At 72.4% G+C, this 22,324-nt stretch carries 14 protein-coding genes and 2 pseudogenes; all 16 read right to left on the bottom strand.

Annotated elements, in window-relative coordinates:
• Positions 1-430 precede the first annotated feature (430 nt).
• Positions 431-1,693 (bottom strand): tyrosine--tRNA ligase, encoded by a 1,263-nt coding sequence (gene tyrS, locus IXW69_RS09095; RefSeq protein ID WP_194786022.1) that lies wholly within the window; start codon positions 1,691-1,693, stop codon positions 431-433.
• A gap of 200 nt (positions 1,694-1,893) precedes the next feature.
• The gene (locus tag IXW69_RS09090; RefSeq protein WP_228525177.1) at positions 1,894-2,541 is read right to left on the bottom strand and encodes a base excision DNA repair protein; all 648 of its coding nucleotides are present in this window, start codon (positions 2,539-2,541) and stop codon (positions 1,894-1,896) included.
• A 14-nt stretch (positions 2,542-2,555) separates the two neighbouring features.
• Positions 2,556-3,248 carry a DNA-3-methyladenine glycosylase gene (locus tag IXW69_RS09085; protein ID WP_323745261.1) on the bottom strand — a complete coding sequence of 231 codons (693 nt, stop codon included), beginning with the start codon at positions 3,246-3,248 and terminating at the stop codon, positions 2,556-2,558.
• A gap of 181 nt (positions 3,249-3,429) precedes the next feature.
• A pseudogene (argH, locus tag IXW69_RS09080) lies at positions 3,430-4,791 on the bottom strand (argininosuccinate lyase); the annotation flags it as partial.
• Between the two features lie 3,625 nt (positions 4,792-8,416).
• Positions 8,417-9,613, bottom strand: a pseudogene (locus IXW69_RS09075) (argininosuccinate synthase); the annotation flags it as partial.
• Positions 9,614-9,765: 152 nt separating this feature from the next.
• Complete coding sequence (locus tag IXW69_RS09070; protein WP_194786019.1) at positions 9,766-10,341, bottom strand: arginine repressor; 576 nt, start codon at positions 10,339-10,341, stop codon at positions 9,766-9,768.
• On the bottom strand, positions 10,338-11,600 hold the full coding sequence (locus IXW69_RS09065) for an acetylornithine transaminase (RefSeq protein ID WP_194786018.1): 1,263 nt from the start codon (positions 11,598-11,600) through the stop codon (positions 10,338-10,340). The genes IXW69_RS09070 and IXW69_RS09065 overlap by 4 nt, the downstream gene beginning before the upstream one ends.
• Before the next feature lie 38 nt (positions 11,601-11,638).
• Positions 11,639-12,586: an acetylglutamate kinase gene (argB, locus tag IXW69_RS09060; protein WP_194786017.1), complete on the bottom strand. Its 948-nt coding sequence runs from the start codon at positions 12,584-12,586 to the stop codon at positions 11,639-11,641.
• Entirely contained in the window at positions 12,583-13,782 is a 1,200-nt protein-coding gene (argJ, locus tag IXW69_RS09055; RefSeq protein ID WP_194786016.1) for a bifunctional glutamate N-acetyltransferase/amino-acid acetyltransferase ArgJ, read from the bottom strand. Before argJ ends, argB begins: the two co-directional genes overlap by 4 nt.
• Positions 13,779-14,897 carry an N-acetyl-gamma-glutamyl-phosphate reductase gene (argC, locus tag IXW69_RS09050; RefSeq protein ID WP_194786015.1) on the bottom strand — a complete coding sequence of 373 codons (1,119 nt, stop codon included), beginning with the start codon at positions 14,895-14,897 and terminating at the stop codon, positions 13,779-13,781. Before argC ends, argJ begins: the two co-directional genes overlap by 4 nt.
• A 169-nt stretch (positions 14,898-15,066) precedes the next feature.
• Positions 15,067-15,561, bottom strand: coding sequence for a flavodoxin domain-containing protein (locus IXW69_RS09045; protein ID WP_194786014.1), 495 nt, complete (start codon positions 15,559-15,561; stop codon positions 15,067-15,069).
• A gap of 153 nt (positions 15,562-15,714) precedes the next feature.
• Positions 15,715-18,387 (bottom strand): phenylalanine--tRNA ligase subunit beta, encoded by a 2,673-nt coding sequence (pheT, locus tag IXW69_RS09040; protein WP_194786013.1) that lies wholly within the window; start codon positions 18,385-18,387, stop codon positions 15,715-15,717.
• A gap of 1 nt (position 18,388) precedes the next feature.
• Positions 18,389-19,474: a phenylalanine--tRNA ligase subunit alpha gene (pheS, locus tag IXW69_RS09035; RefSeq protein ID WP_194786012.1), complete on the bottom strand. Its 1,086-nt coding sequence runs from the start codon at positions 19,472-19,474 to the stop codon at positions 18,389-18,391.
• Between the two features lie 135 nt (positions 19,475-19,609).
• Positions 19,610-20,503: an amino acid ABC transporter permease gene (locus IXW69_RS09030; RefSeq protein WP_194786011.1), complete on the bottom strand. Its 894-nt coding sequence runs from the start codon at positions 20,501-20,503 to the stop codon at positions 19,610-19,612.
• Positions 20,500-21,156, bottom strand: coding sequence for an amino acid ABC transporter permease (locus IXW69_RS09025; RefSeq protein ID WP_194786010.1), 657 nt, complete (start codon positions 21,154-21,156; stop codon positions 20,500-20,502). Before IXW69_RS09025 ends, IXW69_RS09030 begins: the two co-directional genes overlap by 4 nt.
• Before the next feature lie 92 nt (positions 21,157-21,248).
• Entirely contained in the window at positions 21,249-22,235 is a 987-nt protein-coding gene (locus tag IXW69_RS09020; RefSeq protein ID WP_194786009.1) for a glutamate ABC transporter substrate-binding protein, read from the bottom strand.
• Positions 22,236-22,324: the final 89 nt, after the last annotated feature.

Below are 22,324 nucleotides of genomic sequence, written 5' to 3'. Positions count from 1 at the left end.
CAGGGCAGGCAAACCAAAAACAAAACAAACAAACCAAACAACCAAACCACAAGGGCCCAGCCATCCAGAATGCTCACTATGGCATAAAAAACATGACACACTATCGAGTTCTCAAACAACACACCCACCGGAGTTCCGTTCCTCGCAGTTCCTGCGAACCACTTCTTTCCGGAAGCGCCCGATGAACTGTAGTGAGTCGTTTTCAGGAGGTCAAATCGAGGATCCGTGATCCCGATCTCGCTGAGCGACTCTCTTCAGTTCTCGGCTCCCGAACGGCTCTCGGATCTCTCCGCCCCGTCTCGGGCCGCAGAGAACATTACGCAGCGCCCCCGTGACGGTCAAATGAAATGGCGGTGACCCTGCGCACAAGCGCAGGGTCACCGCCTGGGATCGTAAGAATGCCGCCGCTAGGTCGGCATCTGGGGCGTCGTCAGGCCCGTCGGGCGGCCGCGAGGTTGCGGCGGCCCTTCCGGACGAGGACGGTGCCGCCCGCGAGGAGGTCGGACTCAGTGACGGGTGCGTCCTCATCGGTCACCTTGACGTTGTTGAGGTAAGCGCCGCCGGCGGCGACGGTCTTGCGCGCCGCGTTGCGGCCCTTCTCGAGGCCCGTGGCCACGAGGAGGTCAACGATCGTCGACTCCCCCACGGTCAGCTCCGCCGTCGGGAGGTCCGCCGTCGCGGCGATGACCGTCGCCTCATCGAGGCCCGACAGGTCGCCGCGTCCCCACAGCGCGTCGGTGGCGGCCTCCCCCTGGGCGGTGGCCTCCGCGCCGTGCACCCAGATGCACACCTCGTGGGCGAGCACCTTCTGGGCCTCCCGAGCGCGGGGGTTCTCCGCCGTCGCCGCCTCGAGGCGCTCGATCTCGTCGCGGTCGAGGAAGGTGAAGACCTTGAGGAAGCGCACGACGTCGACGTCGTCGACCTGGAGCCAGAACTGGTAGAAGGCGTAGGGGCTCAGCATGTCGGGGTTGAGCCAGATGGCCCCGCCCTCGGACTTGCCGAACTTCGTGCCGTCGGCCTTCGTGATGAGCGGGTTCGTCATGACGTGGACGGACTCGCCCTCGACCTTGCGGATGAGGTCCATGCCGCCCACGAGGTTGCCCCACTGGTCGTTGCCGCCCACCTCGAGGGTGCAGCCGTAGCGGCGGTAGAGCTCGAGGTAGTCGTTTGCCTGGAGGATCTGGTAGCTGAACTCCGTGAAGGAGATGCCCTCCTCGCTGGCGAGGCGGCGGGCGACGATGTCCTTGGAGAGCATCGTGCCCATGCGGAAGTGCTTACCGAGGTCCCGCAGGAAGTCGACGGCGCTCATCTCGCCGGTCCAGTCGAGGTTGTTGACGATGCGCGCCGGGTTGTCGCCCTCGAAGTCGAGAAGGTTCTCGAGCTGCGCCTGGAGGCTCTTCGCCCATCCGGCGACGACGTCCTTCGTGTTGAGGCTGCGCTCGCCCTTGGCACGCGGGTCGCCGATGAGGCCGGTGGCCCCGCCCACGAGGGCGAGGGGGTGGTGGCCCGCCATCTGGAGGTGGCGCATGACCTTGACGGCGACGAGGTGCCCGTGGTGAAGGCTCGGGGCAGTGGGGTCGAAACCGCAATAGAAGGTGAGCTCGCCATCGTTCAGCGCCTCGCGCAGCGCGTCGATGTCGGTGTGCTGGGCGATGAGGCCCCGCCACTGCAGCTCGTCCAGGATGTCGGTCACGGTCCTGTTGCCTTCCATGGGGTCGTCCGACGGCGCCTCGCGGCGCGCCGGGTCGTCTCAGTCTCCCGCTGAGCCTCGGGTCCGGGGCAGTGCCCCGGCGCCGCTAGTCTGCCATGCCCCGCGCTGGGGTCGTTCGGCGGTCCGGAGGCGGAGGGCACCGGTGGTCCGGCCCCGGGCTCGGAGGCCCGTGCCCCCGCGCGTCACGAGGTGACGCGGACGGGAGCGACGCCGAAGGTTGGGCCGTAGACGTCCCAGCCGCCTGCGGCCCGTGCACGCTTTCCGGACTCCAGGAGGAGGCCATGAAGCTCGACGAGCTCGGCGTGGTCGAGCCCCTCCGCGTCGAGGCGAGTCTGGAGGGACCGGCGGGTGCGCTCGTACTGGCGGTCGGGCGCGTAGCCGGCCTGGCGCAGGGCTCGGCGCCCGTAGGCGTCGAAGATGAAGCGCCGGCGCCCGAAGACCATGAGGGCGATGACGTCGGCGGTCTCCGGTCCGATCCCGGGGAGGGCGAGGAGGGCCTCGCGGAGGGCGTCGTCGTCCAGTGCATCGGCGCGGGCTCCCGACGAGGAGAGCCGCCACCGGCACCATCCGCGGATGGCCCGAGCCTTCGCCGTCATGAAGCCCGAGGGGCGGATGAGCGCGGTGAGCGCGTCGTCGGTGAGGGCGAGCAGACGCACCGGGTCGAAGGCCGTGCCCTCGCGGAGGGCGGCGAGTGAGCGCTCGACGTTGGTCCACGCGGTGTTCTGGACGAGGACGGCCCCGCAGACGTACTCGGTCTCGGACTCGGCCGACCAGGGGGCGACCTCGCCGACAGCTTCCCGGAGCGCGGCCTGGAGCTCTCGAAGGGTCATGGGGCGACTGCTCATCATGACGCGGCCTTCCTGCGACGTCGGGGCCTCGCCGGCTTGTACGGGGAGACGGTCGGGTCGCCGTCGATCCAGAAGCGCCACGGGTAGGTCCCGCCGTCGCCACCGGGGCCCGACAGCCCGGTACGCGGGCCGGACCGGATCGTCGCGGCGTCCGGCACCTCCCCCGCTCCGGGGAGCTCGAGAGAGAACCGCGAGCCGGGCCCGCCCAGGCGGGCGCCGTCATCGTCGAGGGTGAGGCCGAGCGCCGCGCACAGCCGGGCCGGACCGCGTGCCAGGTCCCGGTCGCGCTTGGCCGCGGGTCGCCGGCTCCGCGCCGTCTCGCGCCCATCGAGGACCTCGCCGGCACGCAGGAGCACCGCCCGCGACAGCCCCGCGGGACCGCACACGAGATTCATGCATCGGTGCATGCCGTAGATCGAGTAGACGTAGACGGCACCGGCGGGCTCGAACATCGCCGCGTTGCGGGCGGTGCGTCCGCGGAAGGCGTGCGAGCCGGGATCCTCCTCGCCGCGATAGGCCTCCACCTCGGTGATCCTCACCGTCACGGTCCCTGCCGGGCCGGTGGCCGTGAGGCGCGCGCCGAGGAGCCGCGGCGCGACCGCGACCGGGTCGCCGGCGAGCAGCGCCGCGACGTCGTCGGGCGTGGTGGACGACCGCGCCGGGCCGGCAGGGAGCTGTTCCCCCGTCACCGGGTCAGGCGTCCTCGCCGTCGGCGGCCTCGTCAGCATCATCGAGGTCGACGGGACCGGTCGGGCCGTCGAGGATGGAGCCCTCCCAGGAGAAGACGCGCAGCTCGGCGGAGTGCTCGATGGCGCGGGCGAGCTGCTCGAGGACGCGCACGGGCGCGGTGCCGCCGTGGCCCTTGCGGGCGGCGACGGAGCCCTCGGCGGAGAGGACCTCGCGCACTCCGGGGGTGAGGCGGGCGTCGATGCGGGCGAAGTCCGCGTCGGACAGGTCCCACAGCTCAATGCCGCGTCCCTCGCACTCGCGCACGCAGGCGCCGGAGATCTCGTGGGCCTCGCGGAACGGGACGCCCTGCTTGACGAGCCACTCGGCGACGTCGGTGGCCAGGGAAAAACCCTGCGGGGCGAGCTCGGCCATGCGGTCGTAGTGGAGGGCCATCGTGTCGACCATGCCGGAGACGGCCGGCAGGAGGATGGCGAGGGTGTCGATCGCGTCGAAGACCGGCTCCTTGTCCTCCTGGAGGTCACGGTCGTAGGCGAGCGGGAGGCCCTTGAGGGTGGTGAGGAGACCGGTGAGGTCGCCGACGAGGCGGCCTGCCTTGCCGCGGGCGAGCTCTGCGACGTCGGGGTTCTTCTTCTGCGGCATGATCGAGGAGCCGGTGGAGAAGGAGTCGTCGAGGGTGACGAAGCCGAACTCCTTGGTGTTCCAGATGATGATCTCCTCGCTGAGCCGGGAGACGTCGACGGCCGTCATGGCGAGGATGAAGGAGAGCTCGGCGACGACGTCGCGGGCGGAGGTGCCGTCGATGGAGTTCTCGGCGCTCGAGTCGAAGCCGAGGTCGGCGGCGACGGCGTCGGGGTCCATGCCGAGTGTGTTGCCGGCGAGCGCGCCGGAGCCGTAGGGGCTGACGGCGGCGCGGGCGTCCCAGTCCTCGAGGCGCTCGACGTCGCGCATGAGCGGCCAGGCGTGCGCGAGGAGCTGGTGGGCGACGAGGACCGGCTGGGCGTGCTGCATGTGGGTGCGGCCCGGCATGATCGACTCGCCGGCGCGCGCCGCCTGGTTGACGAGCGCGTCGGCGACGTCGAGGACGAGCCCGGCGACGTGCCTCGCCTGGTCGCGCAGGTACATGCGGATGAGCGTGGCGATCTGGTCGTTGCGGGAGCGCCCGGCGCGCAGGCGACCGCCGAGGTCGGCGCCGGCGCGCTCCATGAGACCCCGCTCGAGGGCGGTGTGGACGTCCTCGTCCCCGGGGGCGGGTGCGAAGACGCCGGCGACGACGTCGTCCTCGAGGCGGTCGAGGGCGTCGATCATGCCGGTGAGCTGCGCGTCGTCGAGAAGGCCGGCGGCGGCCAGCGCCCGGGCGTGGGCGCGCGAGCCGGCGATGTCATAGCGCGCGAGCCTCCAGTCGAAGTGGGTGGAGACGCTGAGCGCCGCGAGGGCGTCGGCGGGGCCGCCGGAGAAGCGGCCGCCCCACAGGCTGATGCCGGCGGGGGCAGCGGCGGCGGGCTGGGCGGTCTGGTCGGACTCGGGCGTCGTGGCACTCGTCATGGGGCCATTGTGTCGCACGCCGGGTGCGGGCCGCGACGCCGTCCACGGCCCGGGCCGGCTCCCCCGCGACGTGTCGCGCCTCGAGACACGCGCCGACGGCGGTCCGGGACGCGCTGGTCGCGCGCTCCGGACCGCCGTCGTGCCCGTCGGCTCGCCCCTGGCTCCGCAGTAAGGCAGTGCCGCAGGCTCAGTAGGAGCCCGAGGAGCCGGTGACGGTGATGGTCGGCTCGGAGCCGTCGGCCTTGAGCTCGATCGTGCCGGACATCGTGAAGTCGACGTCCTCGCTGCTCGGGTCGTCGTCGAAGAGCGATGGGTTCGGCTTGATGGTGATCGTCGCCGTGCCCGACGTGAAGGACGTCGTCGAGAGGTCAGTGATCTCCGTGGGCAGGGACTTGACGTCGATCGAGGCCAGGTCGGAGTCCCGGACGTCGTAGGGGCAGGCCTCGTCCATGTTGCCCGAGGTCGAGCCGCAGGACGTCACCTTGTCCTCGACGGCCTTGAGCACGGCGGCCTCGAGGTCGTCGGAGGCCCCGGCGGTCAGGCTCGCGGTGGGATCCGACTCGGGGTCGGCGGCGGCGAGGGTCGCGTCCTTCACCGTGACGTACTTCGAGGTCTTGGCAGGCCCCTTGACGGTGTAGGTGCCTGGGTAGACGTAGACGTCGGCGGTGCCTCCGAGCTCGGTGGGCTGGTCCGAGGAGTCGGAGGACGAGTCGTTGCCCGACGTCGAGGTGAGGGGGATCTCCGCGGAGCCGACGGTCACGCTGGACACGCCGGTGGCGGAGAGCTGCGCCTTCTCCACGAGGGCGTCCTGGACGTCCCAGTTGTGCAGCAGGAGCATGTCGTTGCCGGCGCGCTTGACGGAGAGCGTCCGGGTGAAGCGCTCGCCGTCGACCTGGTAGGTGACGGTGACGGGCACGATGTCGCCGTCACGCGCGGTGTCGCTGGAGGTCGAGCTCGAGGATCCCGACCCGGTGCCCCCCTCGACGGACTCGATGGTAAGGGTCGAGGTGCGACCGGAGGCGGCGGCGTCGGTGAGCAGGACGCGCTCAGAGTTGGAGACACCGGGGTCGACGTCCTTGGTGGCCTCGTCGAGCTTCCCGTCCGCGATGAGCTGGACGTAGTCACGGACGGCGGCCTCGGCGGTGCGGCTCGAGTTCTGCACGTGGGCCCACACGCCGACGACGATGCCCGCGACGGCGAGGACCGCGACCGCGATGAGCGCGAGCCTGACGTTGCGCCGGGAGGAGACCGACATCGGCTTGGGGGCGCCGATCGGAGGCAGGGCTCCGGGAGCGCCGGGTGCGGCGGCCGGCTGGGGGGCGTAGGCGCTGCCGGGTGCGGCCGCGGCCGAGGGGGCGATGGGCGCGCTCGGGGCCATCGGCGCGGAGGCACCGCTGGGCGGCGGGGGCGGGACCGGCGAGGGCATGGGGCCGGCCGGCGTGATGACCTCGGTGGCCGGCTCGGCCGCGGCGGTCTGCGCGGCGCCGGGGGCCGGGGACGCCGAGGCGGCGGAGGGCGCGGGCGCCCACGAGGCCGGCTGGCCGGCCGCAGGGGCCGACGCCGCGGACGCCAGGGGTGCCGACGGTGCCGAGGCCAGGGGTGCTGAGGGAGCGACCGGCGCCGAGGGCGCGGCCGGGGCGGAGGCCGCGTACACCTGGGCGGTCGGGGCGAGCGGCTGCCTGGCCACGGGCTGGGCGCCTGCCGGGACGCCTGCCTGGAGACCGGGCTGAGCACCGCCTGCGGCGGCAGTCACCGTCGCCGCGGTTGGCGCGACCACGGGGTAGAGGGGGACGCCGGCGGCCCAGCGGGTGACGGCGTCACGACCACCCGCGCGCAGGAGCAGGCCGGAGGCGTTCTGGTAGAGGAACAGCGGAAGGACCTCTGCGAGGACCGAGGTGACGAGGCAGGCGACCGGCACGGTGAGGAGGGCGATCGTGGAGGGCCCCACCCGCATCGATCCGGCGCCGAGGACGGCGGAGTCGCCGGAGCCGGACAGAGCGCCGCCCAGCCCGTACAGGACGGCCCAGACCACCCAGAAGCCGAGCGGGAGCTGCCACACGCGCTGCCACTGGACGCCGAGCGCGCGCTGGCGGCGCACGCCGACGCGGGCGGCGACGGCCACCGCCGCCGCGACGAGGGCGAGGACGCAGAGCCAGCCTGAGCCGTGGGGCAGGGAGGGCGTCGAGAGGTAGTGCGACCCGGCGGTCCCGAGGCTGGAGAAGTAGTCCGAGGTGACGGAGCCGGAGACGCTGAGGCCCGAGAACGAGCCGAGGGAAGCGATCCACAGAGCCGCGTTGGGCAGAAGGAGCGGGGCGAGGAGGAGCACCGCGACGCGGTTCTCGAAGGCCATGACGATGAAGGCGATGAGCGCTGCGGCGCCCATCACGGCGCCGAGCGCGACGAGGGCTGCCGAGAGCTCGGCCCACACGGGGCGGAGGCGCTGAAGCCACGTCGGCTGCGGGAGGTAGCCGCACACGGACCAGCGGCCGATGAGGGAGCCGAGGGCCGTGGCGACGAGCGTGAGCAGGAGGACGCGGCCCCAGGAGCCCGACAGGGTCGGCGAGGCCGCGGCGTTGAGGAGGTCGTTGAGGCTGGAGACGTCCTGGTCGCGCATGAGCGACACCGACGGGATGCCGAGCACGAGGGCGCTGACCACGCCGGTGCCGAGTCCCTCGACGAGGGAGCGGACCGCGAGGGCCGAGAGCGTCGCGGGCGCGGAGTCGAGGCGGGCGCGGCGCCGCACGATGAGGGCCGTGGCGATCCCGATGACGAGGAGGGGCCCGAGCATGACGAGGTCAGCGTGCGCCGAGCCGAGGTCGGAGCCGATCGACGCGGTGAGGCGGCCGCCCAGGGCGACGCCACCGCCGACGAGCACCTCGGAGATGACGGAAGCGCCGGGGATGGTGGCGCCCGCGACGTCGAGGAGCCACAGGATGAGCAGCCCGGAGACGACGGCGGTGACGAGCGCGACGGCCACGAGGACGCCCCAGGTGGCGAGTCCCGGCGCCGTGACGAGACGCTTGAGCTCGGTTCCGACGGCCCCCGGGGCGGCGCTCTGCTGGCCGGGCAGCGGCGCGAGCGGGACGGCGCCGGGCGCCTGGGCCGCCGAGGGCGCGGAGTAGGGCTGCTTGCCGGAAGCGGCGGCCGGGTAGGTCCCGGTCGGCGTGCCAGCGGCGGCCGGGTCCTGCGTCTGCACGGGGGCCTGCGCCCAGGCGGCCTGCTGCGGCTGATCGTCGGACGGCTGAGCCTGCGGCGCGGCCGGCGCGCCTGGCTGGTACGGCTGCGGCGTCGCCGGCTGGGGAGCGGCTTGGGGCTGGGGCACCGGCTGCTGCCACTGGGGCTGGGTGGCGGACGGCTGCGGCGGGGCGGGAGGCGGGGGAACCGCGGCGGAGGAAGCGCTCGGAGCGCTGAGCCGCGGATCAGCTCCTGGTTGCTGATCTGACATAGGTGAGGACTCCTCGGGGAACGAGCCGCCCCAGGGTTCGGGCGGCATTAGCAGGCTAGTTGCGTGAGCCACCCCAACCGGCCGCTGGATGCGTTCCGTGTCCGAGCCGAGTCCGAACTGTGACGGGCGTCCCGGATCCTGGTCCGGGTGCCGCGAGCCGCGGTCGCACGGCGGACCAGGCACGGCGCGGGCGGCGGAGAGCTTGGACTGCATGCCGTAGATCTCGATGAAGCCGCGCGACGAGGACTGGTCGAAGGTGTCGCCGGTCTCGTAGGTGGCGAGGTTGAAGTCGTACAGGCCGGTGTCGGACTTACGGCCGTTGACGACGGCGCGGCCGCCGTGGAGGACCATGCGGATGTCGCCGGTGACGTACTTCTGCGTGTCCTCGATGAAGGCGTCCATCGACCTCTTCAGCGGCGAGTACCACTGGGCCTCGTAGACGAGCTCGCCCCAGGTCTGCTCCATCTGCTTCTTGTAGCGGCGCTGGAGGCGCTCGAGGGTGACGGACTCGAGGGCCTGGTGGGCCTCGATGAGCGCGACGGCGCCGGGGGCCTCGTAGATCTCGCGGGACTTGATGCCGACGAGGCGGTCCTCGACCATGTCGATGCGGCCGATGCCCTGGGCGCCGGCACGGCGGTTGAGCTCCTGGATGGCCTCGAGCGGGGTGACGGGCTTGCCGTCGATGGCGGTGGGCACACCCTGCTCGAAGTGGATGACGACCTCGTCGGGCAGCGGCGGGTAGGTCGGGTCGTCGGTGTAGACGTAGACGTCCTTGGTCGGGGCGTTCCACAGGTCCTCGAGGAAGCCGGTCTCGATGGCGCGGCCCCACACGTTCTGGTCGATGGAGAACGGGTTGTGCTTCGTCGTCTCGATCGGGAGGTTGTGCTTCTCGGCGTACTCGATGGCGACGTCGCGGGTGAGGGCGAGGTCACGGACCGGGGAGATGCAGTCCATGTCGGGGGCCATCGACGTGATGGCGACCTCGAAGCGGACCTGGTCGTTGCCCTTGCCGGTGCAGCCGTGGGCGACGGTCGAGGCGCCGAACTGGCGGGCGGCCTTGACCAGGTGCTTGGCGATGACCGGGCGTGACAGGGCGGAGACGAGCGGGTACTTGCCCTCGTAGAGGGCGTTGGCCTTGAGCGCCGGCATGCAGTACTCGTTGGCGAACTCGTCACGGGCGTCGGCTACGTAGGCCTCGACGGCGCCGCAGTCGAGGGCGCGCTGGCGGATGACCTCGAGGTCCTCGCCGCCCTGGCCGACGTCGACGGCGACGGTGATGACCTCGCGGCCGGTCTGCTCGCCGATCCAGCCGATGGCGACGGAGGTGTCGAGGCCTCCGGAGTAGGCGAGGACGACGCGGTCCTTGTGGTCGCTCATGCTTCTCTCTCTTCTGGTTCTTCACCCCGCGGGCGGTGCCCGACGGGGACGTGGGTGGGTTCAGGGGGTTGCTCGGGGTCGGGCGCAGGGTGCTGCGCCTATCGTGGTGCGCCCGGGGGACGCGGCGCGTTGGCCGCTCGCCCACCGGGCGGTCATCGTCGGGCGCCGGGGTCCGCGAGGGCCAGCAGGTGGGCGGCGACGTCGGCGCAGACGTCCTCGCCGCGGGTGATGACGAGGACGGTGTCGTCCCCGGCGATGCAGCCGAGGACGCCGGGCAGCATGGCGTCGTCGACGGCGCTCGCGAGGAGCTGGGCGGCGCCGGCGGGGGTGCGCAGGACGAGCTGCTGGCCGGCCCACTCGGCGGTGACGAGGAGGTCGGCGCACCAGCGAGCGAGCCGGGCGCTCACGTGCTCGCTCATCGCGGCCTCCCCACCTGGTACGGAGGCGGGCTGCTGGCCGGGGGCTCCGGCCTCGGGGATGGCGTAGACCTGCACGCCGTCCGCCGAGCGCACCTTGGTGGCGCGGAGCTCGACGAGGTCGCGCGAGAGGGTCGCCTGGGTGGTGGTGACTCCTCGCTCGGCGAGGGCGTCGCGGAGCTCGGCCTGGGAGCGGATGCGCTCGCGTCCGAGCACCTGGGTGATGAGGGCGTGGCGAGCGGTCTTCGTCTGGGGGGCGCCGGCGCTCGCGGGGCTTGCGGCGGACCGGGGGGCGGCCTGCTGCTCGGTCATGCTGCTCCTTCCTGGGTGGTGGCGTCGGCCTGTCGGCTCCGGAGCGCCTCGGCGAGGACGTCGGTGAGGGTGGCGGTGAAGTCGTCGGCGTCGGCGTCGGACAGGATGAGGGGCGGCGCGAGACGCAACGTGTCGGGCCTGGGAGCGTTGACGATGAAGCCGCGCTCCATGAGCTCGGCGGCGACCTCGCCGGCGGCGGGCAGCCCCTCGGCGAGCCCGACGCCCCGCAGCAGGCCCGCCCCGCGGACCTCGGTGACGCCGGGGACGGCGGCGAGCGCCGTCGCCCACCGCTCACCGAGTGCGGCGGTGCGCTCGAGGAGGCCCTGCTCGCGGATCGTGGCGATGACGGCGAGGGCAGCGGCGCAGGCCACAGGGTTGCCGCCGAAGGTGGTGCCGTGCTGGCCGGGGCCGAGGAGGGCGGCCGCCTCACCGGTGGCGACGGCGGCGCCGATGGGCACGCCTCCCCCGAGGCCCTTGGCGAGGGTGACGACGTCCGGGGTGACGCCGGGGGCGAGGAGGTGGTGCGCCATCCAGGCGCCCGTGCGCCCCATGCCGGTCTGGACCTCGTCGATGATGAGGAGGGCGCCGGCGGCGGCGGTCGCCTCGCGGGCGGCCTCGATGTAGCCGGAGGGCAGGGGCTTGACGCCGGCCTCGCCCTGGATCGGCTCGAGGATGAGCGCGGCGACGTCGGGGCCCATGGCGGCGTGCAGCGCGTCGACGTCACCGGCGGGGATGAACTCGACGCCGCCGGGCAGCGGCTCGAAGGGCTCGCGGTACGCGGCCTTGTGAGTGAGGGCGAGGGCGCCCATGGTGCGGCCGTGGAAGGCGTGCTCGAGGGCGAGGACGCGGGGACGGGCGGTCCCGCCGTGACGGCGCGCGATCTTGAGGGCGGCCTCGTTGGCCTCGGTGCCGGAGTTGGCGAGGAAGACCTTGGACGAGCCGGCCGGGGTACCGGGGAAGACGAGAGAGTCGAGCTCCTCGGCGAGGCTGATCTGGGCGGGGGTCGCGAAGAAGTTGGAGACGTGCCCGAGGGTGCTGATCTGCTCGGTGACGGCGGCGACGACCGCCGGGTGCGCGTGCCCGAGGCAGTTGACGGCGATGCCTGCGAGGAGGTCCGTGTACTCCTTGCGGTCGGCGTCGGTAACGTGGGCGCCCTCGCCGCGCACGAGGACGCGCTGGGGCGAGCCGAAGGTGTTCATGACGGCGGCGGCGTAGCGCTGCCCCCAGGCCTCGTTCGATCCGGTCGTTGGCTCTGTCATGCTCGGGACTGTGCCCGTGGTGGTGCTCTGCTTGGCGCTCACAGCGTCGGTCCTCCCTTCGTGCGCGACTGGCTGGTGTGCTCGGGGTAGACGACGGTGCCGACGCCGGTGTCCGTGACGATCTCGAGGAGCATGGAGTGCGGCTCGCGGCCGTCGACGACGTGGGCCTGCCCCACTCCCCCGCGCACGGCCCTCAGGCAGGCCTCCATCTTGGGGATCATCCCGGACTCGAGCTCGGGCAGGAGCGCCTCGAGGGCGTCGACCCCGATGCGGGAGACGAGCGAGGTGCGGTCCGGCCAGTTGGAGTAGAGACCCTCGACGTCGGTGAGCATGATGAGCTTCTGCGCCTTGAGGGCGATGGCGATGGCCGCTGCGGCGGTGTCCGCGTTGATGTTGAGGACGGTCGTGGGGTCCGCCATGAGCGGCGCGACCGAGGAGATGACCGGGATCCGGCCCTGGTCGAGGAGCTCGGTGACGGTGCGCGGGTCGACGCGGACGACGTCGCCGACGAGGCCGACGTCGACGCTCTCGCCGTCGACGGTGGCCAGGCGCTGCCGTGCCGAGAGGAGCCCGCCGTCCTCGCCGGAGATGCCGACGGCCGGCGAGCCGTGGACGTTGAGGAGGCTGACGAGCTCGCGCTGCACCGAGCCGGTGAGGACCATGCGGACGACGTCCATGACCTCGGGGGTCGTGACGCGCAGGCCCCCGCGGAACTCGGACTCGATGCCGAGCCTCTTGAGCATGGCGTTGATCTGGGGGCCGCCGCCGTGGACGACGACGGGGTGCAGGCCGACCTGGTGGAGGAAGAGGACGTCCTCGGCGAAGGCGCGCTTGAGTCCCTCGTCGACCATGGCGTTGCCGCCGTACTTGATGACGATGGTGGCGCCCTTGTAGGCGCGGAGCCAGGGCATGGCCTCGAGGAGGACGGAGGCCTTCTGCGCGGGGGTGATCCGCAGGGCCGGGGTGGCGGCGGGGCTCGTGCTCATGTCGTGTAGTCCGCGTTGATCGTGACGTAGCCGTGGGTGAGATCGTTGGTCCAGACGGTGGCCTCGGCCGCGCCGTGGTGGAGGGCGATGTCGATGCGGGTCTCGCGCGGCGTCATGTCGACGAGGTCCCGGTCCTCGCCGAGGCCGCCGTGCCGGAAGATGGTCACGCCGTTGATAGCGACATCGACCTCGTCGGGGTCGAAGGGGCAGACCTCCTCGGGCACGGTGCCGAGCTGCGACAGGACGCGTCCCCAGTTGGGGTCGTTGCCGGCAACGGCGCACTTGAGGAGGTTCGAGGCGGAGACGGTCCGGGCCGCGGCCTCGGCGGCCTGCTCGGTGACGGCGCCGCTCACGGTGATGGCGATGTCGTGGGTGGCGCCCTCGGCGTCGGCGACGAGGCGGCGTCCGAGACGTCCCAGGACCTGGGCGACGGCGTCGTCGAGCTCGTCCGGGGAGGGCTCGACGCCTGAGGCGCCGGAGGCGAGGAGGAGGACGGTGTCGTTGGTGGACATGCAGCCGTCGGAGTTGATCCGGTTGACGGTGCGCGCGGCGGCCGCGCCGAGGGCGGCGCGAGCGGACTCGGCGGTGATGACGGCGTCGGTGGTGAGGACGCAGAGCATGGTCGCCATGCCGGGGGCCAGCATGCCGACGCCCTTGATCATGCCGCCGACGCTCCAGGTGCCGGCGCTTGCCTCGAGGGTGAGGGCGTCCTCCTTGGAGACGGTGTCCGTTGTCATGATGGCGGTGGCGGCAGCGTGGGCGGCCTCGACGGAGGCGTCCAGGGCGGTGGCCGCGGCGGAGGCCCCGGCGAGGAGGACGGGCATGTCGATCGGGACTCCGATGACGCCGGTGGAGCACACGAGGACGTCGGAGGCGTCGACGGTCTGAGCGTCCGGCTGGGAGCTGAGCGCTCCCGCGACGTACTCCGCGGTGGCGCGGGCGTCGGTGGCGCCGCGCTCGCCAGTGCAGGCGTTGGCGGACCCGGAGCTGAGGATGACGGCGCGGGCGGTGCCGTCGGTGACCGCCTGGCGGGACCAGACGACGGGGGCGGCGACGACGCGATTGGTGGTGAAGACGCCGGCTGCGACGTCGAGGGGGCCGTCGTTGACGACGAGGGCGAGGTCCGGCCTGCCGGACTCCTTGAGACCGGCGACGACGCCGGCGGCGCGGAAGCCCTTGGCTGCGGTGACGCTCACGGCGCGACTCCTTCCATGACGACGCCGGTGGTCTCCGGAAGGCCGAGCGCGAGGTTGAGGGACTGGACGGCGGCGGAGGCCGTACCCTTGCCGAGGTTGTCGATGGCGCAGAGCATGGTCGCCACGCCCGCGGCGGAGTCATAGGTCACCTGGACGGTGGCGAGCCCCGAGCCGGCGACGGAGCCGGTGGTGGGCGAGACGCCCTCGGGCAGGAGCGAGACGACGCCCTCGCCGGTGCCGGCCGCGCCGTAGGTGGTCTCCCAGGCCTCTCGCAGGACGGCCTGCGGGTCCGTGGCCGTGGCGACGGCGTCGGTGACGGGGGCGGTCACGGTGGCGAGGATGCCGCGGCTCATGGGGACGAGCACCGGCGTGAAGGAGAGGTGCACGGCGTCTGCCGTGGCGCCAGCGACCTCGAGGTTCTGGATGATCTCGGGGATGTGCCGATGGGTGCCGCCGACGCCGTAGGGCTGCGCGGAGCCGAGGGCCTCAGCGGCGGTGAGGTGCGGCTTGAGGGACTTGCCGGCGCCTGAGTAGCCGACCGCAAGGACCGCGGTGACCCGGCTGGGGTCGATGAGGCCCGTGGCGACGCCGGGCTGCGCGGCGAGCGTGACGGCGGTGACGTTGCAACCGGGGACGGCGACGCGGTGGGTGGCAGTGAGCTCGGCGCGCTGGGCGGAGGCTGCGGTCTCGCCGGCGTGGAGGAGCTCGGGCATGCCGTAGGTCCAGGCGCCGGCGTGCTCGGTGCCGTAGAAGGCGGCCCAGGCGGCAGGGTCCGTGAGGCGGTGGTCGGCGCCGCAGTCGAGGATGACGGGGTCCGGACCGCCCCAGGTGCCGGCGACGACGTCGGCCTCGATGGCGGCGGTCACCGCTCCGGAGGCTCCGTGCGGGAGGGCGAGGAGGACGACGTCGTGCCCGCGGAGGTGCTCGACGTCGGTCGGCTCGACGGTCCGTCCGGCCAGGGAGAGGAGGTGGGGGTGGTGGGCGGCGAGAAGGGTCCCGACGCTGGAGGAGCCGGTGACGGCGCCGACCTCGATGCTCGGGTGGGCGGCGAGGAGGCGGAGGGCCTCTCCTCCGGCGTATCCCGTCGCACCGGCGACTACTGCTGTCCAGGTCATGCAAAAACCATACGTCCGGATGCATACAAATACGAAACCGTGAGTGGGTCCGCCGACGTCGTTTTGCTCACAGGGTAGCGCGGGCCGGACGCTGGGCCGCACAACGACCGCCCGGTCACACCACGAGCTGGCGCGACCGGGTGGTCGGGGACCTGAGGTCAGGCGGAGGTCAGGACAGTGAGGTGAGGGTCGTGGCGATGGCGCTGGCCCAGTCGCGGACCGCGTCCATGTCCCGGAAGTCGCCCTCGCTCGCCCCGCCCATGCGGGCGATGGTGCGCTCGCGCAGGCTGAGGCCGCTCGGGTCGAGCCGACCGAGGAAGGTGACGTGGTCCTCGGGGTCGATGGTGAGCAGGACGGGGCCGACGCGGTACGGGTCCGAGACCTTGCCCTTGGGCAGGCCGGACAGGCCCACGGAGAAGGCCCAGACGGGCTTGGCCAGGAGCTCGTCATGGAAGCGCCACGTGAACTCGACGGCCTCGTCGGTCCAGTGGGTCATGTAGATGGCGCTGCCGATGACGAAGGCGTCGTAGCCGGAGACGTCCGTGACGTCCTCGGGACGGGCCTGCTCGACGGTGAGCCCGGCGTCCCGGAGGCGCTCCGCGATGACGTCCGCGACCTCGTCAGTGGAGCCGTGGCGTGATGAGGAGACGAGAAGGATGTTCATGGCCCAAGTATTGCGGTCCGCGCCACGTACGGGGCGTGCCCGAGGTCCTACGTCCTCCCGGACCGATCAGCGCCCCGCCCACACGACCGGCCCGCCCGGCCCCGCGTGCTCGGGACCGGGCGGATCGTCATCGGTGCTGCCGGGGACGGCGGCTCAGCCGCGCAGCTCGGCGCCGAGGCGCTTGGCGGCACGCTTGACGATGCGCTTGCGCACCCCTGCGGTCTCCTCGGCGGTCAGCGTGTGATCGCCGCGCAGGCGGAGGGAGAAGGCGAGGGACTTCCTCCCCTCACCGAGCTGCTCGCCGCGGAAGACGTCGAAGAGGCGGACCTCCTCGGCGAGGTCGCCGGCGGCCTCGCGGACGACGGCCTCGACGGCGGCCGCGGTGACGGACTCGTCGACGACGAGGGCGACGTCCTCCTTGGCGGCCGGGAAGGTCCGGATCGCCTTGACCTGGAGCACGCCGGCCTCCTCGACGGCCGCGAGAAGCGGCTCGAGGTCGATCTCGACGGCGCAGGCTCGGGCAGGAAGGCCGAGCTCCTTGGCGACTCGCGGGTGCAACTCGCCGGCGTGGGCGACGAGGGCACCAGGCACGAGGTCCTTGCCCTTGCGCACGGAGGCGAGGCGCACCTCGGCGGTGCGGCCCGGGTGCCAGGGGGCGACGGGCTCCTCGGGGGCGCTCACCTCGACGTCGACGCCGAGCGTCGTGGCCACGGTACGGACGACCTGGACCGCGTCAGCCCAGTCCCAGGGGCGGCCGGCGCCGAGGACGCCGGAGCGGACGCGCTCGCCGGCGAGGACGGTGCCGACGTGCGTCGGCTGGGCCGGGATGCCGGTCTCGAGGGCGGCGACCTCCTCGGCGCTGGGGCGGTGGTCGACGCCGAGGATCGGGGCGGGGACGGTGCCCTCGGGGAGGGTGACCGTGCCGACCTCGTAGACCGCGACGTCGGGCAGGCCGCGCGAGACGTTGCGGCGAGCGATCTCAACGAGCGAGTCGAGCACGCTCGTGCGCAGGAGCGGGGCGTCCTCGGCCAGCGGGTTGGCGAGGCGCAGGGCCTTGCGGCGCGGGTCGCCGGCAGGCAGGCCGAGGCGGTCGTGGACGTCGCCGACGAAGGGGTAGGACAGGACCTGCGTGAGGCCCGCGTCGGCGAGGGCGCGCACGACGTCGCGGCGGGCCTGCTGGCGCACGGTGAGACCGGTGCCGGCGGGCGCCTGCGGGACAACGACGGGGATCGCGTCGTAGCCGTCGAGGCGGGCGACCTCCTCGGCGAAGTGCGCGGCGCCCACGAGATCGGGCCGCCAGGTCGGTGCCGTGACGGAGAGGAGTTCATGTCCGGCCCCGCCACTACCGTCCGAGCCGGCCGGCTCGACGGTGCAGCCGACGGCGGTGAGGAGCTCACTGACGCGTGGCGTGCCGTAGGCGACGCCGGTAAGGCGCTCGGCGGAGTCGGCGCGGATGACCATCGGCTCCGGCGGGGTGGTGCGGTCGACGTCGGTCACGGTCTCGTCGGCGGTGCCGCCGCCGTACTCAACGAGGAGGTCGACGGCGCGCTGGGCGGCGACCGCCTGGAGGTGGGTGTCGACGCCGCGCTCATTGCGCTTAGAGGACTCCGTGGGGAGCTTGTGGCGGCGGGCGGAGCGGGCGATGGAGACGGCGTCGAAGTGAGCGGCCTCGATGAGGACGTCGGTGGTCGACTCGTCGATCTCGGTCTCGGCACCGCCGAGGACGCCGGCGAGGACGAGGGCGCGGGAGCCCTCCCCCGCCGGGGAGTCGGCGATGACGAGGTCCTCGGGGTCGAGGGTGCGGGTGACCTCGTCGAGGAAGGTGAGCCTCTCCCCCGCCGTGGCGCGGCGCACGACGATCGGCGCGCTCAGCTTGCCGAGGTCGAAGGCGTGCAGCGGCTGGCCGAGGTCGAGCATGACGTAGTTGGTGACGTCGACGGCCAGGGAGATGGGGCGCATGCCGGCCGCGGTAAGGCGGTCGCGCATCCACTGCGGGCTCGGGGCGGCGGGGTCGACGCCGCGCACGATCCGGGCGACGTAGCGGTCGACGCCGGGCCTGCCGTGGATCGGGCTGGAGTCCTCGGCGAAGCGGACCGGGAAGCCTTCCTCGCGTCCCGCAGCGACGCCGTTCGGGAAGAGGCCCGTGTTGGTGCCGTCGGCGGGGTCGGTGAAGCGGGCGCCGGTGGAGTGGGAGTACTCGCGGGCGACGCCGCGCATGGAGAAGGCGTAGCCGCGGTCCGGGGTGATGTTGATCTCGAGGACCTCGTCGCCCAGGCCGAGCAGCGGGATGGCGTTCGTGCCGGGGGCGGGGAGCTCCTCGCCGTCGTGGCCGTGCTCGGGGAGCCACTGGTCGAGCACGATGATGCCGGACGCTGCATCGGGGCCCTCGCCGACCCCTAGCTCCTTGGCGGAGCAGATCATGCCGTCGGAGGTGTGCCCGTAGGTCTTGCGGGCGGCGATGGCGAAGTCGCCGGGCAGGACGGCGCCGGGGAGGGAGACCACGACGCTGTCCCCGACCTCGAAGTTGTGGGCGCCGCAGACGATGCCGCGGCTGGGCAGCTCGCTCGGCTCCTTGCCGGTGCCGGGGGCGTCGTTGTGCTCGGGGCCGACGTCGACGCGGCAGTAGTTGATGACCTTGCCGTTGGTCTGCTCCTTGGCGTCGCGGGTCAAGACCTTGCCGACGACGAGGGGGCCGGTGACGGCCGGGGGAACGATCTGCTCCTCCTCGAGGCCGACCTTGACGAGGTCCGCGGCCAGCTGCTCAGCCGTAGTGCCGGAAGGGACGTCGACGTGCTCGCGGAGCCACTCGATCGGGACGTAAGGCATGTCAGTTCCCCTTTCCGGTGGTGCCGAACTGCTGGGAGAAGCGGATGTCGCCCTCGACGATGTCGTGCATGTCTGCGATGCCGTTGCGCAGCATGAGGGTGCGCTCCAGGCCCATGCCGAAGGCGAAGGCGGTGTAGACGTCCGGGTCGATGCCGCAGGCGGTGAGGACGTTGGGGTTGACCATGCCGCAGCCGCCCCACTCGATCCAGCCGGGGCCGCCCTTCTTCTGCGGGAACCAGAGGTCCATCTCCGCGCTGGGCTCGGTGAAGGGGAAGAAGGAGGGGCGCAGCCGGGTGCGGGCCTCGGGGCCGAACATCGACTTGGCGAAGTGGTCGAGGACGCCCTTGAGGTGCCCCATGGTGAGGCCCTTGTCGACGGCGAGACCCTCGACCTGGTGAAAGACGGGCGTGTGGGTGGCGTCGAGCTCGTCGGAGCGGAAGACCTTGCCGGGGCAGGCGACGTAGATCGGGGGCTCCTGGGCGAGCATGACGTGCGCCTGCACCGGGGAGGTGTGGGTGCGCATGACGAGGTTCGCCGGCTGACCCTCCGCGGCGCCGACGGATGCGCCGTCGACGTAGAAGGTGTCCTGCATCTGGCGGGCGGGGTGGTCGGCGTCGAAGTTGAGGGCGTCGAAGTCGAACCACTCGTGCTCGACCTCAGGGCCCTCCGCGATGGACCAGCCCATGGAGGTGAAGAAGTCGGAGACCTCGTCGACGAGGACGTCGAGGGGGTGGCGGGCGCCGGCGGGGACGCGGTCCGTGGGGACGGTGACGTCGACGGCCTCGGTGGCGAGCATGGTGGCCTCGGCCTCGGCCTCGAGGACGGCCTGGCGCTCGGCGAGGGCCTTGTTGAGACGGCCGCGGGCGCCGCCGAGGAGCTTGCCGGCGGCGGGCTTGTCGGCCTTGTCGAGCTTGCCGATGCCGCGGTTGGTGAGGGCGAGGACGGAGGCGTCACCCGTGTAGGCCAGGCGCACCTCCTTGAGGGCGGGCAGGGAGTCTGCCGCGGCGATGGCGGCGATCCCCTCCTCGACGAGGGCGCCGACGCCCTCCTCGTCCAGCGGCGACAGCGCGCCGGGTGCGTCAGTCATCTGGGTGCCTTCCGGTTCTCGTGGATCGGGCCCAGGGTAGTCCGAGCGGTGGGGCCGCTGAAATCGCGGGCGCGAGGCCGAGACCGGGGCGGGCTCCGCGCGTGCCACGGCGCCTCGGCGCCGAGGGCCTCGCGCTCAGCGCGTGCGGGCCTCGACCCAGCGCGCAGCGGCCCCCAGCACCCAGTTGAGGGCCACGTAGATGACAGCGATGATGACGTAGGCGGGCAGGTACACGTCGAGCTGGTAGACGCGCGCCGCCTGGACGATGAGGCGCCCGGCGTACATGAGCTCCGTGTAGGCGACGACGTAGCCCAGAGAGGTGTCCTTGAGGATCGTCACGAGCTGGGTGATGAGGGTCGGGAGCATGAGGCGCAGCGCCTGCGGGGCGAGGACGAGGCGCATGGCGAGCCCGTGCCTCATGCCCAGCGCCTGCGCCGCCTCGGCCTGCCCCTTGTCCAGGGCGAGGACGCCGGAGCGGAACACCTCCGCCGTCGTCGCGGACGAGCACATGACGATCGGGATGACGAGCATCCAGAAGTACGGGAGCGTGAGCCCCATCCGGGGAACGGCCAGCAGGAAGAAGTAGACCAGCAGCAGCATCGGGACGGCGCGCATCGCGTCGATCCACAGCCCTACGACGCCGCGCACGACCCGCTGGGAACCGAGTCGGAGCCAGCCCAGCAGGACGCCGAGCGGGAAGGCGATGAGCGCGCTCACCCCCGTCGCGAGCAGCGTGTCCGCCAGCGCCCGACCGAAGAACCTCACCACCGAGACGCCCGCGAAGTAGCGCCACCTGGGGTAGGCGAGCTGTCCGGCGGTCGCCGCCTGGTGGAGCACGAGAGCGATGACGCCGATGATGACGAGGGTGGCGACGACTGAGGCGATGACGATCCGCCGCCGACCACGCGGGCCGGGCGCGTCGAAGAGCAGGTCGGCGTCCGTGGCTCGCCGACGGCGTCCTCGCAGAGGACGCCGACCGAGTCGCGTGCCGAGGGCGGCGGTGACGTCCGCCTGGGTCGGGGCGCTCATGCACGGGCCTCCGTCCTGGCGGTGGCGCGCCGCTCGAGGCTGCCGCCCAGGCGCGTCGCGATGAAGGCGATGACGAGGTAGGTCAGGCCCGAGAGGAGGAAGGTGATGACCGCCTCGGCGTAACGCAGGTTGAGCTGCTGCGTCACGTTGGTGAGCTCGGGTACGCCGATGGCCGCGGCGAGCGAGGAGCCGATGAGGCAGGAGATGAAGATGTTCACGAGCGGCTGGATCGTGCGGCTGAGGGCCTGTGGGAGGACGACCTTGCCGATGATGAGCCGGAAGGGCATGCCCAGGGCGCGGGCCGCCTCGATCTGGCCCTTGGACACCGAGTTGATGCCGGATCGGACGGTCTCGCAGACGAACCCGGAGGCTGAGAAGATGATGCCGATGACCGCGGCCCACATCAGCGTCACGGGGAGGCCGATCCTGGGCACGCCGAAGGCCAGCAGGATCATGAGGCACAGGAGCGGGACGTTGCAGGCGACGGCGACCCAGGCGGAGGCGAACCACCGCAGCGGCGGGACGGGACTGACGCGGCACACGGCGACGAGCGTGCCCACGACGAGAGCCCCCGCGTAGCCCGCGAGGGCGAGCAGGAGCGTCGTGAGCAGCCCGGAGCCGAGGAGGCCCAGGTTCTCGGTGATGACGTTCACGGGTTCCCTTCCTCGCGTGCCGCCGCGGCGGCTCCGTCGGCAGGGTCGTGCCCATGCCGACGGAGCCGCTCCCGCGGTGCGCGTCGGGTGTGTCAGGCGGTGGGGGTCGCGGTGGCGGCGCCCTCGACGGAGCCGATGACGGGCGGCTCGGGGGCGGTGCCGTGGGTGATGGAGCCGATGGTGTTGTTCCAGACCTTCGCCCAAGTCCCGTCCTCGTCGATCTTGGCGAGGAAGGCGTTGACGAAGGCCTGGCCGTCGGAGTCCTTGGGAAGCCCGATGCCGTAGGGCTCCGTGGTGAAGGGCTTGCCGACGAGCTTGACCTTGTCGTTCGAGGCCACCGTGGCGAGCAGCACGGCCTCGTCCAGGACGTAGGCGTCGACCTGTCCGGCCTCGACGGCGGCGACGCAGTCGGAGTCGGTCTCGAACTGGACCTGCTCGGCGTCGGGCGCGTGCTCCGTGACGGCGTGGACGGACGTGGAGTTGGCCTGGACGGCGACCTTGACGCCGCTCGTGAGCGACTTGACGCCCGTGATCTTGGAGTTGTCCGCCTTGACGAGGACCGTCTGGCCCGACTCATAGTACGGGCCGGCGAAGGTGATCTTCTCGGCGCGCGCCGGGGTGATCGTGTAGGTGGCGAAGACCGCCTCGACGGATCCGTTCTCCAGGAGGGTCTCGCGGGTGTCGGAGGTGGCCTGCGTGATCTCGACGAGGGAGGCGGCGTCGTCGCCCCCCAGGACGTACCGGGCGAGGAGCTGGGAGATCGCGGCGTCGAATCCGGTGACCTTGCCGGTGGTCGGGTCCTCGAGGCTGAAGACCTGGTTGGTCTTCGTCCCGCCGATCTTGAAGGTGCCTGCCTTCTTGACGGCGCTGGCCCACGTGGAGGCGGAGACCTCGTCGTCCGACGCGACGGGACCGGAGTTGATGATGGAGTCGTAGGACTCGGAACCACCGGAGGCGGAGGCCGAGGACTGGGCGACGGACTTGCCGTCACTGCCGGTGTCCGAGCAGGCGGCGAGGACGAGCGCGAGGGCGGTGGCGCCGCCTGCGCCGAGGACGCTGCGTCGGGAGATGGTGGTCATGCGGGTGCTCCTTCGTCGGTGACGGCGTGGGCCGCCGGTGGTGCCGGTCGCCCCCGGGGTGGGTGGCTCGGCCTGGGAGGGGTTGTGGC

Source organism: Actinomyces haliotis, assembly GCF_015355765.1.
Taxonomy (GTDB): Bacteria; Actinomycetota; Actinomycetes; order Actinomycetales; family Actinomycetaceae; genus Actinomyces; species Actinomyces haliotis.
This window is presented reverse-complemented; position numbering and strand designations above follow the sequence as displayed.

What these genes read in the sequence shown, in the direction of transcription:
- IXW69_RS09090 (WP_228525177.1), bottom strand. Translation starts at nt 2,541, where the DNA reads ATGACCCTTCGAGAGCTCCAGGCCGCGCTCCGGGAAGCTGTCGGCGAG.
- IXW69_RS09070 (WP_194786019.1), bottom strand. Translation starts at nt 10,341, where the DNA reads ATGACCGAGCAGCAGGCCGCCCCCCGGTCCGCCGCAAGCCCCGCGAGC.
- IXW69_RS09065 (WP_194786018.1), bottom strand. Translation starts at nt 11,600, where the DNA reads ATGACAGAGCCAACGACCGGATCGAACGAGGCCTGGGGGCAGCGCTAC.
- argB (WP_194786017.1), bottom strand. Translation starts at nt 12,586, where the DNA reads ATGAGCACGAGCCCCGCCGCCACCCCGGCCCTGCGGATCACCCCCGCG.
- argC (WP_194786015.1), bottom strand. Translation starts at nt 14,897, where the DNA reads ATGACCTGGACAGCAGTAGTCGCCGGTGCGACGGGATACGCCGGAGGA.
- IXW69_RS09045 (WP_194786014.1), bottom strand. Translation starts at nt 15,561, where the DNA reads ATGAACATCCTTCTCGTCTCCTCATCACGCCACGGCTCCACTGACGAG.
- pheT (WP_194786013.1), bottom strand. Translation starts at nt 18,387, where the DNA reads ATGCCTTACGTCCCGATCGAGTGGCTCCGCGAGCACGTCGACGTCCCT.
- pheS (WP_194786012.1), bottom strand. Translation starts at nt 19,474, where the DNA reads ATGACTGACGCACCCGGCGCGCTGTCGCCGCTGGACGAGGAGGGCGTC.
- IXW69_RS09030 (WP_194786011.1), bottom strand. Translation starts at nt 20,503, where the DNA reads ATGAGCGCCCCGACCCAGGCGGACGTCACCGCCGCCCTCGGCACGCGA.
- IXW69_RS09020 (WP_194786009.1), bottom strand. Translation starts at nt 22,235, where the DNA reads ATGACCACCATCTCCCGACGCAGCGTCCTCGGCGCAGGCGGCGCCACC.